The organism is Gluconacetobacter entanii (assembly GCF_003206495.1).
Taxonomy (GTDB): domain Bacteria; phylum Pseudomonadota; class Alphaproteobacteria; order Acetobacterales; family Acetobacteraceae; genus Novacetimonas; species Novacetimonas entanii.
The window spans coordinates 1-13713 of the sequence record NZ_NKUF01000005.1 but is presented as its reverse complement, the minus strand read 5'-3'; the positions used below and the strand labels follow the sequence as shown (position 1 = coordinate 13713).

The window sequence follows — 13713 nt, the reverse complement described above, 5'->3', positions numbered from 1 at the left end:
ACGATGGTACCGCGCCGTGGCGCGTGACTTGACGCACCCGCCGTGCGCCCATAGATGTTTAGGGGTAGCGGTGCGATACCGCCTTTTGCAATCGCCAGGAGAACGTTCATGGCTTTCGAATTGCCCTCCCTTCCCTTCGCCTACAATGCGCTTGCCGCGCGTGGCATGTGCCAGGAAACGCTGGAACTGCATCATGACAAGCACCATCAGGCCTATGTGACGGCGCTGAACGGCTTTGTCGAATCCAAGCCCGAACTGCAGGGCAAGTCGCTGGAAGAAATCATCCTGGCGGTCAAGGGTGACCCGGCACAGGCGCCCGTGTTCAACAATGCGGGACAGCACTGGAACCACATCCTGTTCTGGCAGAACCTGTCGCCCAAGGGCGGCGAGATGCCCGAATCCGTGTCCAAGAAGCTGGTCGAGGATTTCGGCAGCATCGAGAAGTTCAAGGCCGACTTCAAGGCAGCCGCCGCGTCGCAGTTCGGCTCCGGCTGGGCCTGGCTGGTCCTTGGCCCCGATGGCAAGCTCAAGGTGACGAAGACGGCCAATGGCTCCAACCCGCTGGCCGAAGGCCAGGGCAAGGTGCTGCTGGGCCTCGACGTGTGGGAGCACTCCTACTACCTCGACTTCCGCAACCGTCGTCCCGACTACATCGTCAACTACCTCGACAAGCTGGCGAACTACGAATTCGCCGAAGCGCAGCTCAAGGCCGCGTAAGGCGTCACGGCAACCGCCGGGCGGCCCCCGGGCCGCCATGATGGAACCCGGCCGTGCATGCGGTCGGGTTTTTTCGTTCCCTTTCCATGAGGTGTACCCCCCTGGCCCGCACGGCCATGGCACGACCCGCAGGACCGCGTGATGACCCTTCATTCATGGTGGCTGTTTTCCGTCGCCGTCTTCCTTCTCTGCGCCATTCCCGGCCCCAACATGCTGCATGTCCTGACACGCAGCGTCCATTTCGGGGTGCGGCGCACCACCGCGGCCATGGCGGGGTGCCTGCTCGCGCTGCTGGTCGCACTTGGCGCCTCCGCGGCGGGGCTCAGCGCGGCACTTGCCGCATCGCCGAAGCTGTTTGGCGTCCTGCGCGTGGCGGGCGCGTGCTATCTCGTCTTCCTCGGCATCAGGGCATGGCGCGCGGATGCTGGGACTGCACCCCCGCAGGGGGATGGGCAGGATGACGGCGCCGGGAATGGCGACGCCACGGCGGATCCCGCCACCACCACGACATTCGCCCTGTTTCGCGGCGGCTTCCTCGTCGCGATCAGCAACCCGAAGCTCCTGCTGTTCGCGGCCGCGTTCTTCCCGCAGTTCATCAATCCCACCGCACCGCAACTGCCGCAGTTTTCCATCCTCGTCGCGACCTTCGCCACGATCGAGACGGGATGGTACATGATCTATGCGCTGGGGGGCCGCAAGATGGCGGCCTATCTGGAACGCCCGTCACTCAAGCGGGCGTTCAACCGGGTGACCGGGGGGATCTTCATCGGCTTTGGCGCGATCCTGCTGCGCGCACGCGCCTGACCCCCACCCGGCCGGTCCCGGCCTGACGGGGCGTGGCCTCAGTCCTTCTTGGACGGGGTCACGTCGTTGGCGGGGACGGAAACACTGGTGATGACGGTGCTGATGGTGTCACGCAGCACCGTGACGCGCACGTTGGGGGCGATTTCGACCTCGACCTCGTTCGATCCGTCGCTGACCTTCTGGACCACGGCGACGATCCCGCCCGCCGTCAGCACCCGGTCGCCCCGGCGCAGGGCGGCAAGCTGGCTGCGCAACTGCTTCTGCTTGACCTGCTGCGGGCGGATCAGCAGGAAATAGAAAATCCCGAACATGGCCACATAGGGCAGGATGGACATCAGTCCCTCGGCGCTGAATCCGCCGCCCCCCGCCGACTGTGCATAGGCTGGGGTAGTCAGGAAATTGTCAAAAAGAGAGCGCATGGGCAGCTTTCCGGCATGATACAGGTTGGAACGGGTTGCAGGGTTGCGATGCGGACCATAGTTTTCGCCTGTTTCCCGTCAAGGCGTCACTTCGCCATTGCATATGGTCCGACGCGCTCCGGTTACCAGTCAGCGTATGCTGTCGCCTCTTGTCCAGGACCCAGGATCGACGATGGATTCCAACCTGCTCCCCCTCCTCGAACGTATCGCCTCCGCGCTGGAGCGCCTCTCCCCGCCCGCGCCCAGCCTCGGCGGGCTTGAATCAGCGGACGCCTTCATCTGGCATCCCGCGCTGGGGCGCCTGTCGCCCGTGGCGCATGTGGCGCGTGTCGATATCGGCCTGCTGCGCGGGGTGGAACGCCAGCGCAACATGCTTTTGGAAAACACGCTGCATTTCGCCCGTGGCCTGCCCGCCAACAACGCCATGCTGTGGGGTGCGCGCGGCATGGGCAAATCGTCGCTGGTCAAGGCGGCGCATGCGCAGGCCAACCTGGTGGATGGAAAGCCCGCACCACAGGGACAGGGTCGCGTGGCGCTGGTGGAAATCCAGCGCGAGGACCTGTCCACCCTGCCCGAACTGCTCGCGCTGCTGCGTGAAAGTTCCCGGCGGTTCATCGTCTTCTGCGACGACCTGTCGTTCGAGCGCGAGGATGCGGATTACAAGGCGCTGAAATCCGTGCTTGATGGCGGGATCGCGGGGCGCCCGGCCAATGTCCTGTTCTATGCCACGTCGAACCGCCGCCACCTGATGCCGCGCGAGATGATCGAGAACGAAAGTTCGACCGCCATCAACACGTCCGAAGCGACGGAGGAGAAGGTCTCCCTCTCCGACCGGTTCGGGCTGTGGATCGGCTTTCACAACTGCGCGCAGGATACATTCATGGACATGGTGCGCGGCTATGCCCGCGAACGCGACCTGCCGATCAACGATGCCGACCTGGTGCGCCGCGCCAATGCGTGGTCACTGGCGCGTGGCGGGCGTTCGGGCCGTGTCGCGTTCCAGTTCATCGAGGACCTGACGGCGGAACTTTCCGCGCAAGGATGATCCAGCACAAGGACCATTGCGTGCCAGCCTGCCATCATGGTGTGGGCCACAATGGTGCCGCCGCGTATCATGGCGCGGCATGCACACCCGCATCAGGACGCAGGAGGGCATATGACAAAGTGTGGGCAGGCGGAACCATTTATGCTTCCCGCGAAAAACATCCTTATATACCGTAGTGGATATTATACCTGACCGCACAGATGACAGACCCAACGCCACCCGGGATTCCTGGCATGTCCGATTGCCACGGCCATCTTCAAAATCAAGAGAGACAATGGACAAACTGCTATCGTCAGACAGCATGCCGCCCCTGACCACAGGCCGACGCGACCTGCGTCGCATCCATGCGCATCCTGACAACTGGTACCCCGTCGCATGGTCGCGCGAACTGCGCCCGGGCAAGACAATCGGAACACGCTACGCCGGCCTGCCCATCGCGCTGGTGCGCCCGCGCGAGGGCGGTTCCGTCTTTGCGCTGGAGGACCGCTGCGCCCATCGTCAGGTGCCCCTGAGCAAGGGGACCGTCAAGGGAGACTCGGTGCAATGCTGCTATCACGGCTGGGCCTATGGCCGGTCGGGGCGCTGCATCGACGTGCCCTACCTTGGCAAGGGGAAACTGCCCAACGGCGTGCGCACCTATCCCTGCCGCGAACAGGACGGGCTGATCTTCATCTTCCCCGGCGACCCGGAAAAGGCACAGGCGCAGGCCCTGCCGCACCTGGCGCAGGTGGCCAACCCCGCCTACAAGACGCGCCGCTTCGGCCGCACCATCAAGTGCCACTACAGCTTCATGCATGAGAACCTGATGGATATGAACCACCAGTTCATGCACATGAAGCAGATGGGCGAGATGAAGCCGCGCTTCCTGGGGCAGGAACGCACGTCCAACATGGTGGAGGCGCGCTACAGCTTTGCCCGCACCGGGGGCAAGCAGCCGATCGGGGAGGCCCTGATCTTCGGGCAGAAGCGCGACAACAGCGAAAAATTCGCCCATCGCGACGTCATGACGATCCGCACCGTCTATCCCCACCAGACGCTGTCGATTCGCACGGGCGACAACGACCCGGTCATGGACCTGTGGATTTCCTATGTCCCGCAGGATGCGGAGCAGTTGACCAACCGCACCTTCGGCCTGCTGTCGATCAAGCGGCCGGGCATCCCCGGCCTGCTCGACCTCGCATGGCCGTTCCTGACCGCCTTTACCGAGCGCATCTTCCGCGAGGACCGCGAGATCGTGGAAATGGAGCAGGAGGCATGGAACGAGCAGGGCGGCGACCGCAACCAGGAGATCTTCCCCGTGATCTGCAACCTGCGCGAACTGCTGGCCGAATGCGGGCTGCCGGCTGAAGACGACACCCCTGCCCCCGCCGCGCCACAGACCACCACATGACAACGGAGGGACAGTCACGGTTTGCGGGCACCGCGCTGGAGGCAGGTGACTACCTCCTGCGTGAGGTGCGGGCCACCGACGCGCCGGTCATGCATCGCCTGATCAATGACTGGAGCGTGGTGCGCATGCTCAGCCGCGTGCCGTTCCCCTACCCGCGCGCCCTGACGGATGAATGGATCGCCTCCACCATCGCGCAGTCGCGCAGCGGCGATGCCTACCACTTTGCCATCACCTGCCCGAAAGCCGCCAATCCCGACGAACTGATCGGCTGCATCGGGCTGCGGATCGACCATGCCAACCGTTCGGGCACGCTGGGATACTGGGTCGCGCGCACGCACTGGAACCGCAAGGTGGCGTCCACCACGGCGGGACGCCTGGCGCGCTGGGCCATGGCCAACCTGCCGATCGAACGGCTGACGGCGTCGGCCGCGCATGACAACCATCCCTCCATCGCCGTGCTGCTCCGCATCGGCTTTCGCGAGGTCGGGACCGGACATCAGGAGTTCGTCTCACGCGGGGGGGAATATCCCGTCCTGTGCTTCGAGGCGCGCCGGGCCGACCTGTCGGGCACCGGCGCCCCCGCCGGGGAGGACACTGGCCTGCCGCGCCAGAAGAAAAGCGTGCTGGTCGCGGCGGTCGCGCTGATCGACACGGACGGACGCATCCTGCTGGCCCGGCGGCCGGAGGGGAAATCCATGGCCGGGCTGTGGGAATTCCCCGGCGGCAAGGTGGAACCCGGCGAAACGCCGGAGGTCGCGCTGATCCGCGAACTGGATGAGGAACTTGGCATCGACGTCACGCGCTCATGCCTGGCGCCGTTTACCTTCGTGTCCCACGATTACGGGCATTTCCACCTGCTGATGACGCTTTATGTCTGCCATCGGTGGAAAAACACCCCCACCCCGCGGGAGGGGCAGGCCCTGGCATGGGTGGCGACCAGCCGCCTGCATGAATATGCCATGCCCGATGCGGACAAGCCGCTGGTGCCGCTGCTGCGCGACCTCGTCTGAAGAACCGGGGCAGGGGAACAGAAGTTTCCGGGCGCCGCCTTTTGACCTGAAAAGGCGGCGTCGTTCGAAGCTTTTTCAATCAGAAGCTTCACCAAAAACTTTTACCTGCTTCATCAGGCCGGGCTGTGCAGTTCCCTGCCAAGCTCGCGCACGCCGCTGGCCGGGAACGTCGCCTGTTCCTGTCCGGGGACATCGACGCGGAACGTGAACAGCCCCCCCGTCAGGGGTTGCGCGGCCAGCACATCCGCCTCCAGTCCCTTGCGCGCTGTCGTGACGAAGACGGTGCGGTAATCTTCACCACCAAAGGCGACCTTGGTCACGTTGCGCGCGGGCACCATCACGAGGGCAAGCCGCTGTCCATCGGGGGCGAAACGCTCGATCCGGCCACCGCCCCAGACCCCGACCCACAGGCATCCCGCGCTATCGACGACCACGCCATCGGGATAGCCTTCCGACAGGCGGGCAAAGACGCGCCGGTTCGCCAGCGCACCGTCGCCGGACACGTCGAAGGCGTAAATCGACTGCCGGTGCGAATCGTTGTGATACAGCGTCTGACCGTCGGGGGAGAGCGCGGGACCGTTGGTCACCACATAGCCCTCATCCTGCCGCACGATGCGCAGGGCGCCATCGCCTTCGCGCGTCACGCAGTACAGCGCGCCCGACGGGGATGCCTCCCCATCATCCATGGTGCCGAACCACAGGCGGCCGCGCGGGTCCACATACCCGTCATTGATCCGGTTTCCCGGCTTGTCCGGTTCCACCACGGCCTGCGCGCTGAACCGCCCGGTTACGGGATCGAACGCATGCAGCCCGTCCTGCAGGCCGCACATGAAGGTGCCGTCCGCCACGGGCACAAGGAACACGGGACGGCGGGGGGCCTGCCACGATGTCGTCGCCTGTGTGGCGGGGACATAGCGATGAATGGCCGAACCGACGATATCCACGAAATAGAGCGCCTGTTCCGCCGCGACCCAGACCGGGCCTTCGCCAAGCTGCGCCTTGAGGTCCCAGATGCATTGCGGTGTCATCGTATCCATGCTGCTTCCTTTGCGGATGTATCGGATGGGCGGGAGTCTATCGCAAAAAGCCCCGACGCGCGCAGTCCCCTTTCATGCCGGGCAACGCGGCACGCCGCCATGGCCAAGACTTTTGCCGCAATCTCCTGTAGCCTGCGCGCCTATTGATCCTTTCGCTTTCAACCCGATGGATGAGACGCCATGAACCCGACCGCCTGTATCCTGGTTATCGGTAACGAAATCCTGTCCGGCCGGACGCAGGACGTAAATGTGCAGTATATCGCCCGCCGCCTGACGGAAATCGGCATCAGCCTGCGGGAGGTTCGGATCATTCCCGACATCCGCCGCGTGATTGTCAGTGTGGTGACCGAAGCGCGCGCGGCCTATGACCATGTCTTTACCACCGGCGGCATCGGCCCGACGCATGACGACATCACCTCCTCCTGCGTGGCGGAGGCGTTCGGCGTGCCGTGGGTGCCCCATTCCGAGACATTCGCCCTGCTGGAAAAACATTTCGCGCCGGGTGAGTTCAATGCGGCACGCCAGCGCATGGCGACCCTGCCCCAGGGGGCGATCCCCATCCGCAATCCCGTTTCCATCGCGCCCGGCTTTACCATGGGGAACGTGCATGTCATGGCGGGGGTGCCCCGGATCATGCGCGCCATGTTCGAGGAAATCGCCCCCACCCTGCGCCATGGCACGCCGGTCACGTCACGTAGCTGGCACGCATTCGGCCTGTATGAAGGGGCACTGGCGGCGAAGCTGGAAAATATCCAGCATGCCCATCCCGATATTGATATCGGCTCCTACCCTTTCCACGACAGGGACGGCCATGGTGGCGTGGCGCTGGTGTGCAAGGGACTGGACGCGGACGAGGTCACGCAGGTCGCGGACAAGATCGCGGCCATGATCCGGGAAATGGGCTTCACACCGCTGGCAGGTGAACCCGCGCATAAGGCGTAAACAGCCCGCCCCCGATCTGTTGAAAAGTAATGGTTTCCAAAGGGTAATGCCCTTTGGTGGGGGTTCGGGGGCAAAGCCCCTGAATATGAGGGACCGTCGGCGCATGAAATATCCGGGCGCCGCCCGGACCCGGCAGGTATCGCGATCCCTTCACCCTGATTCCTTAAAAAATCATGGTTCCCAAGGTTGAATGGGCGGTTCTCAGGCGATCTTGTCGCGTCCCATGGCGACGAACTTTTCCCGACGCTGCGCCTTGAGCAGCGTCGCATCCTTCTTCATCAGGCCGGGCAATTCCGCCGCAATGGCGTCGCCCACCGCGCGGATGGTCGCCTTCGGGTCGCGCTGCGCCCCACCAAGCGGTTCGGGAATGATCCGGTCGATCAGTTCAAGATGCAGCAGGTCCTGCGCCGTCAGTTTCAGCGCACCGGCCGCCGTGCTCGCCTGCTTGGGGTCACGCCACAGGATCGAGGCACAGGCCTCGGGCGAGATGACGGAATAGATCGCATGTTCCAGCATCATGACGCGATCCCCCGCGCCAAGTGCGATCGCCCCTCCGGAGCCACCTTCGCCAATGACGGTCGCGATGACCGGCACCGGCGCGGACAGGCAGGTGTCGATGGAGCGCGCGATGGCTTCGGCCTGCCCGCGTGCCTCCGCATCGATGCCGGGCCATGCGCCGGACGTGTCGATGAAGGTCAGGACCGGCAGGCCGAACTGCCCCGCCAGCTTCACCAGGCGCTGCGCCTTGCGATAGCCTTCGGGCCGCGCCATGCCGAAATTGTGCTCAAGGCGGGTTTCGATTTCCGCCCCGCGTTCGGTGCCGATGACAACGACCGGCTGGTTGCCGAAACGGCCCAGCCCCCCGATGATGGCCTTGTCCTCCCCGAACAGGCGATCACCCGCAAGCGGCGTGAACTCGGTAATCAGCCCGGCGATGTAATCTACCGTGTGCGGACGCTGCGCATGGCGGGCGACCTGCACCTTCTGCCATGGCGTCAGCTTGGCGTAGGCCGCGCGCAGTTCGCGGTCGGCCTTTTCCGTCAGGCGTGCGATCTCGTCGGCGATGTTAATGCCGTCGGGACCGGACATCTTGCGAAGTTCGTCAATCTTGTTTTCAAGCTCGGCGACGGGCTTTTCGAAATCTAGAAACTGGCGCATGGCCTGCCGATAGCACAGGCCGGGGCACAGCCAAACAGATTCTGCACCGATGATCGCGCGTTTTTGCCGTCCCCGGTATTTTTGCCCTCAGGCGACGGCATGTTCCGACAGCGGATGATGCTGGCGCAGCGCTTCCTGCAGCCGTTCCGTCAGGACATGGGTATAGATTTGGGTGGTGGCGATGTCGGCATGCCCCAGCAGCATCTGCAACGCCCGCAGGTCCGCCCCGTGCGACAACAGGTGGGTCGCAAACGAATGGCGCAGCACATGCGGCGACAGGTGCTGCGGGTCCAGCCCGGCCTTCAGCGCCACGTCATGCAGGATGCGGTCGAATCCCTGCCGCGTCATCGGCCGCAGCGGACTGCGGCCGGGGAACAGGTATGTGCTGCGCAGCGGGCGGTCCATGCGCATCAGTTCACCGGCGGCGTCGCGCGCCCGCGCCGACAGCGGCACCATGCGTTCACGCCCCCCTTTCCCCCGCACCAGCAGCATCCCCGTCATGCGTTCCAGTGCCGCGCGCGGCAGGGACAGCAGTTCGGAAATGCGCAGGCCCGAGGCGTACAGGATCTCCAGCGCAGTGCGCGCGACCAGCATGCGCCGCACCTCCTGCGCACCGGCATCGGCGCGCGCCACGCATGCCGCCAGCAACGACTCCACATCACCTTCGGACAGGAAACGCGGCAGCGCCGCACGCAGGCGCGGGGCTTCGAGCATGCCTGCCGGATTGTCGGGCCGCCGCCCTTCACGCACGAGGAACAGGTAGTACTGGCGCAGGCATGACAGCCGCCGCGCCTGCGTGCGCGCCGACAGTCCCGCCTGCGCCAGACCCGAAAGATACGCACCCAGTTGCCGGGCCGTGGCCTGCGGCAGCGACGCCCCCTGCCCCGCCAGCATGGCACCGAGGTCATCGAGGTCGCGGCTATAGGCCTTCAGCGTATTGAGCGCGGCCCCCCGTTCGGCGGCCAGCATCTCAAGAAACGCATCGACGCCGTCCGCGCTCATTGCGCGGCGGCGGGCTTGCCCAGCGGCATGACCGGCAGCGGCGCGGGTGCTGCGATCGCCATCGGCGGGGCTGCTGCAGGCGCACTGGCCAGCGACAGGTCACGATGCACGTCCTGCTGCACCAGCGCGGGCGGGAACATGCCAAGCGAGAGGAACCCGCCGACCATGCAGACCAGCACGACCGCAAACGCGGCGACAATAATACGGCCCATGACCGTTTCCCCCATGCAAAGGATGCGCCAGATACCAGATGGACAACGCGGGAAAAAGCCGGCGCATGGCCGTACAATCGGCGGCGCGCCGTCTTCCCCGCTATCCGTTTTTTCCCGCTCTATGTTAGGTTGGCCGTCATGTCACGCCCGATTTCATCCGATACGCCCCCGATGGCGCGCCCGACGTCCACCCATAACGACGCCACGCCCCTGTTCATCCCCCTCGATCTCGATGCGCTCGGCCAGGGCCGGCATGCCGCCACCGCCCCGCCACAGGGACGCAGCATCGTGCTGGTCGGGCTGATGGGCGCGGGCAAGACCACCATCGGACGCATGCTCGCGACGCAACTGAACCTGGAATTCGTGGATTCGGACGAGGAGATCGAACGCGCGGCGGGATGTTCCATCGCCGACCTGTTCCAGAAATACGGGGAGGCGGAATTCCGCCGCGGCGAACACATGGTCCTGCGCCGGCTGCTGTCCGGGCCGCCGATCGTGCTGGCGACCGGGGGCGGCGCGTTCATGGACCCGCGCACCCGCGCGTGCGTGCGCGAAAATGCGACCTCGGTATGGCTGCGCTGCACCCTGCCGGTGCTGCTGAACCGCGTGCAGGACCGCACCCATCGCCCGTTGTTGAACGTGGAGTCGCCCGCCACGGTGCTGTCGGACCTTATGCGCGCCCGTCATCCCGTCTATGCCGAGGCGGACATTATCGTCGATTGTGGAGATGACAACGTGGAGCACAGTGCCGAAAAGGTCCTGGGGGCCATCAACACCGCGCGCCGCCCCCTGCTGGTGCCCGTGGAACTGGAACGCGCGCGCTATGACGTGCAGATCGGGGCGGACATGATCCGCCGTGCGGGTGCGCGCCTTGCGCCCCTGCTGCCGCAGAAGCGGGTGATGATCGTCACGGACGCGAACGTGGCGGCACTCCACCTGCCCGCGCTGCTCGCGGGGCTGGAGGAAACCGGCATCCGACACGAGACCATTACCGTGCCGCCGGGCGAAGGGTCGAAGACACTTGCCGAATACGGGCGCGTGACCAATGACCTGCTGGCCGCCGGGGTCGAACGCGGCACCACGGTCGTCGCCCTTGGCGGCGGGGTCGTGGGCGACCTTGCCGGGTTCGCCGCCGCGACCACCCTGCGCGGCCTGCCGTTCGTGCAGATCCCGACCACGCTGCTGTCGCAGGTCGATTCGTCCGTGGGGGGCAAGACCGGGATCAACACCCCCTTTGGCAAGAACCTGCTCGGCGCGTTCCACCAGCCCATTTCCGTGCTGATCGACACGACGGCGCTGACCACCCTGCCCGCGCGCGAAATCCGCGCCGGATACGCGGAAATCCTGAAATCCGGCCTGCTGGGCGATGCGGACCTGTTTGAATGGTGCGACCGGCACGGGCAGGCGGTGCTTGAAGGCGACTCCGCCATGCAGGCCGAGGCCATCCGCCGCGCCTGCGCCTTCAAGGCCGCCGTCGTCGCCGATGACGAGCGTGAGGAGCGCAAGGCCAACGGGCGTGCGCTCCTCAACCTTGGCCATACGTTCGGCCATGCGCTGGAGGCGGAGCTTGGCTATGACGGGCGCCTCCTGCATGGGGAAGGCGTGTCGATCGGCCTGCGCCTGGCGTTCATGCTGTCGGTGCGACTGGGTTACTGCCCGCAGGCCGACCTTGACCGCGTGACGGCGCACCTTGAACGTCTGGGCATGCCCGCGCGCATCAGCGACACGGGGGAGGAATTCTCCACCGCGACCCTGATCCGCCACATGCAGCGTGACAAGAAGATGCGCGACGGGCGGCTGTCCTTTGTCCTCGTGCGCGGCATTGGCGAGGCCTTCACCTGCCGCGACGTGCCTGATGACGCGGTGGCCGCCGTCCTGCGCGCGGATGGCTGCCGCCCCTGACCCGCCGCCCGCCACACCGCACCACGACTAGCAGCGCATGCGGCAAGGCGTGATGTTTATGCAACAATAGCCCGGAGATGGTGCGCACCTGCCATCTGCCGGGCTATATTTACCTTATTTCAACCTGTCTCCCTCAGAAAGAAACCCGCCAAGGGTCGTATCGGGAGATCTGGTAAGAAATATTCCCGCAATATTCCCCCTGGCGTCGCAAAAGAAAAGCACAAGCTTTATTCGCTCAACATTGTATCGCCCTTGTGGAACTGCCCCCTGTCTCCACGAACACAGGCGTACGATCAGGTTTAAGGACGGGAATATGCGTCTGCGTACGGCGTTACTGGCAACGACCCTGATGGCTGCCGCCCCGGCGGCCTCGATGGCCACGACGATCACGGGCCCCTATGTCGGAATCGGTGGGGGCTATGACCTCACCCAGGTCCAGCATGGCCACGGGGTCGATCGCGACGGTGGTCCCAGCCATCAGGAAAACGAGGTCGGAACACGCGACCGCCTGCATCACAGCAATGGCTGGACCGGCTTTGGCGGGGTGGGCTGGGGCTTTGGCAACGGCCTGCGCGTGGAAATCGAGGGGGATTACAACTGGTCGCAGATCAACCGTGAGACGATCGGTGGCGGGGCCAACACCTTCGTGGGCCGTACCCACGGGTCCGACCGCTCCTATGGCGGGTTCCTCAATGTCCTGTATGACATCGACCTGAAGCGCCTGTTCAACATCGACGTCCCCGTCACGCCGTTCGTCGGTGTCGGTGCGGGCTACCTGTGGCAGGATGTGGGCACGTCAACCGGCTACAACATCAATGGCGTCAGCGCGAATGTCCGCCATATGGGCGGCAACCAGGGTTTTGCGTATCAGGGCATCGTCGGTGCGGCCTATGACATCCCCGGCGTGCCGGGCCTGCAGATGACCACCGAATACCGCATGATCGGACAGCCGCAGTCCTTTGCGATGGGCAATGCCGGCAGCCAGACCACCATCGGCAGCCCGTGGAACGCGGAACGCAATGGCTATGTCCGTTTCGACCACCGCTTCAACCACCAGTTCATCGTCGGCGTGCGCTATGCCTTCAACCATGCGCCCCCGCCGCCGCCGCCGGCCCCCGCCGTTGTCCCGCCCGCACCGACCGCGGCGCGCACCTACCTCGTCTTCTTTGACTGGGACGGCGCAGCCCTTACCGGCCGTGCGCGTGAGATCGTGGCCGAAGCCGCGCAGGCTTCCACCCATGTCCAGACCACCCGCATCGAGGTCAATGGCTACACCGATAACTCGGCAGCGCAGCCCGGCCCCCGTGGCGAGCAGTACAACATGGGCCTGTCCCTGCGTCGCGCCAACAGCGTGAAGGCCGAACTGATCCGTGATGGCGTGCCTGCCAACGCCATCGACATCCAGGGCTATGGCGAGGCGCACCCGCTGGTCCCGACCGGCCCGGATACCCGCGAACCGCAGAACCGTCGCGTCGAAATCATCCTGCACTGATGACACGACCGGTTACGGCAACAGGGAAAAGGGGCGCTCCGGCGCTCCTTTTTTCATGGTGCCGCCGATTCCTGCCGCGCCGGTAGATAAGTCCCGGCAAAATAAGGCAGAAACACCATAGAGTGTTCTTCATATATTCTTTTTCAAAGACCATATGAAATTTATGAGATTTCGCAGGAAATTTCCGATATCCCCTTTTAGGAACACGATAAATTAGAATTATACCTCGCAGTATCTTTAAGGTTTTGTGCTTTTTTTGCCACACTCATCCCGATACAGCGAAACATCCCTTCTCATCCCTACCGAGAAAGGCTATCTGACACTCAGAAAAGATTAACGGATGATGTGTCTGTGCATCCTGCTGAGTTGGGACGCGCCTCATCCCTTTGAGACTCCATGAAGTTCTGACACTTCATTTTTTAAGGACGAGAATATGCGTCTTCGCACGGCGTTACTGGCAACGACCCTGATGGCTGCCGCTCCTGCGGCCTCAATGGCCACGACGATCACCGGTCCGTATGTTGACATCGGGGGTGGCTACAACCTGACCCAGACCCAGCACGGCCACTTTGCCGACACCGAT

Annotated in this window: 13 protein-coding genes and 1 pseudogene; 9 read left to right on the top strand and 5 right to left on the bottom strand. The window is 64.5% G+C overall.

Annotation, left to right across the window (positions count from 1 at the left end):
- Positions 1–108: 108 nt before the first annotated feature.
- Both CFR72_RS03665 and CFR72_RS03660 read left to right on the top strand, forming a co-directional pair.
- Positions 109–717 (top strand): superoxide dismutase, encoded by a 609-nt coding sequence (locus tag CFR72_RS03665; protein WP_110095463.1) that lies wholly within the window; start codon positions 109–111, stop codon positions 715–717.
- Between the two features lie 141 nt (positions 718–858).
- The gene (locus CFR72_RS03660) at positions 859–1521 is read left to right on the top strand and encodes a LysE family translocator (RefSeq protein WP_110912706.1); all 663 of its coding nucleotides are present in this window, start codon (positions 859–861) and stop codon (positions 1519–1521) included.
- Positions 1522–1559: 38 nt separating this feature from the next.
- Here the strand turns inward: CFR72_RS03660 and yajC are convergent, their stop codons facing one another.
- Positions 1560–1940 carry a preprotein translocase subunit YajC gene (gene yajC, locus CFR72_RS03655; protein WP_110912705.1) on the bottom strand — a complete coding sequence of 127 codons (381 nt, stop codon included), beginning with the start codon at positions 1938–1940 and terminating at the stop codon, positions 1560–1562.
- 172 nt (positions 1941–2112) lie between these two features.
- Between yajC and CFR72_RS03650 the strand changes: the two genes are divergently transcribed.
- The 3 genes from CFR72_RS03650 to mutT all read left to right on the top strand — a co-directional run bounded on the left by CFR72_RS03650 (position 2113) and on the right by mutT (position 5385).
- Complete coding sequence (locus CFR72_RS03650) at positions 2113–2985, top strand: ATP-binding protein (protein ID WP_110912704.1); 873 nt, start codon at positions 2113–2115, stop codon at positions 2983–2985.
- 274 nt (positions 2986–3259) lie between these two features.
- Positions 3260–4375, top strand: a complete 1116-nt coding sequence (locus CFR72_RS03645; RefSeq protein ID WP_110912703.1) for an aromatic ring-hydroxylating oxygenase subunit alpha — start codon at positions 3260–3262, stop codon at positions 4373–4375.
- Positions 4372–5385 (top strand): 8-oxo-dGTP diphosphatase MutT, encoded by a 1014-nt coding sequence (gene mutT, locus CFR72_RS18255; protein WP_110912702.1) that lies wholly within the window; start codon positions 4372–4374, stop codon positions 5383–5385. The genes CFR72_RS03645 and mutT overlap by 4 nt, the downstream gene beginning before the upstream one ends.
- A 113-nt stretch (positions 5386–5498) precedes the next feature.
- Here the strand turns inward: mutT and CFR72_RS03635 are convergent, their stop codons facing one another.
- Positions 5499–6422, bottom strand: a complete 924-nt coding sequence (locus CFR72_RS03635) for an SMP-30/gluconolactonase/LRE family protein (protein ID WP_110912701.1) — start codon at positions 6420–6422, stop codon at positions 5499–5501.
- Between the two features lie 180 nt (positions 6423–6602).
- On the opposite strand from CFR72_RS03635, the gene CFR72_RS03630 reads away from it, so the two are divergent.
- Positions 6603–7364 (top strand): competence/damage-inducible protein A, encoded by a 762-nt coding sequence (locus tag CFR72_RS03630; protein ID WP_110912700.1) that lies wholly within the window; start codon positions 6603–6605, stop codon positions 7362–7364.
- A gap of 201 nt (positions 7365–7565) precedes the next feature.
- On the opposite strand, the gene CFR72_RS03625 is transcribed toward CFR72_RS03630, so the two are convergent.
- The 3 genes from CFR72_RS03625 to CFR72_RS03615 all read right to left on the bottom strand — a co-directional run bounded on the left by CFR72_RS03625 (position 7566) and on the right by CFR72_RS03615 (position 9736).
- Positions 7566–8522 carry an acetyl-CoA carboxylase carboxyltransferase subunit alpha gene (locus CFR72_RS03625; protein WP_110912699.1) on the bottom strand — a complete coding sequence of 319 codons (957 nt, stop codon included), beginning with the start codon at positions 8520–8522 and terminating at the stop codon, positions 7566–7568.
- Between the two features lie 87 nt (positions 8523–8609).
- Entirely contained in the window at positions 8610–9524 is a 915-nt protein-coding gene (locus CFR72_RS03620) for a tyrosine recombinase (RefSeq protein ID WP_110912698.1), read from the bottom strand.
- On the bottom strand, positions 9521–9736 hold the full coding sequence (locus CFR72_RS03615; RefSeq protein WP_110912697.1) for a hypothetical protein: 216 nt from the start codon (positions 9734–9736) through the stop codon (positions 9521–9523). The genes CFR72_RS03620 and CFR72_RS03615 overlap by 4 nt, the downstream gene beginning before the upstream one ends.
- 138 nt (positions 9737–9874) lie before the next feature.
- On the opposite strand from CFR72_RS03615, the gene aroB reads away from it, so the two are divergent.
- The 3 genes and pseudogenes from aroB to CFR72_RS03600 all read left to right on the top strand — a co-directional run.
- On the top strand, positions 9875–11638 hold the full coding sequence (aroB, locus tag CFR72_RS03610; protein WP_110912696.1) for a 3-dehydroquinate synthase: 1764 nt from the start codon (positions 9875–9877) through the stop codon (positions 11636–11638).
- 313 nt (positions 11639–11951) lie between these two features.
- Positions 11952–13130 carry an OmpA family protein gene (locus CFR72_RS03605; protein ID WP_110912695.1) on the top strand — a complete coding sequence of 393 codons (1179 nt, stop codon included), beginning with the start codon at positions 11952–11954 and terminating at the stop codon, positions 13128–13130.
- 433 nt (positions 13131–13563) lie between these two features.
- Positions 13564–13713: pseudogene (locus CFR72_RS03600) on the top strand (OmpA family protein); the annotation flags it as partial.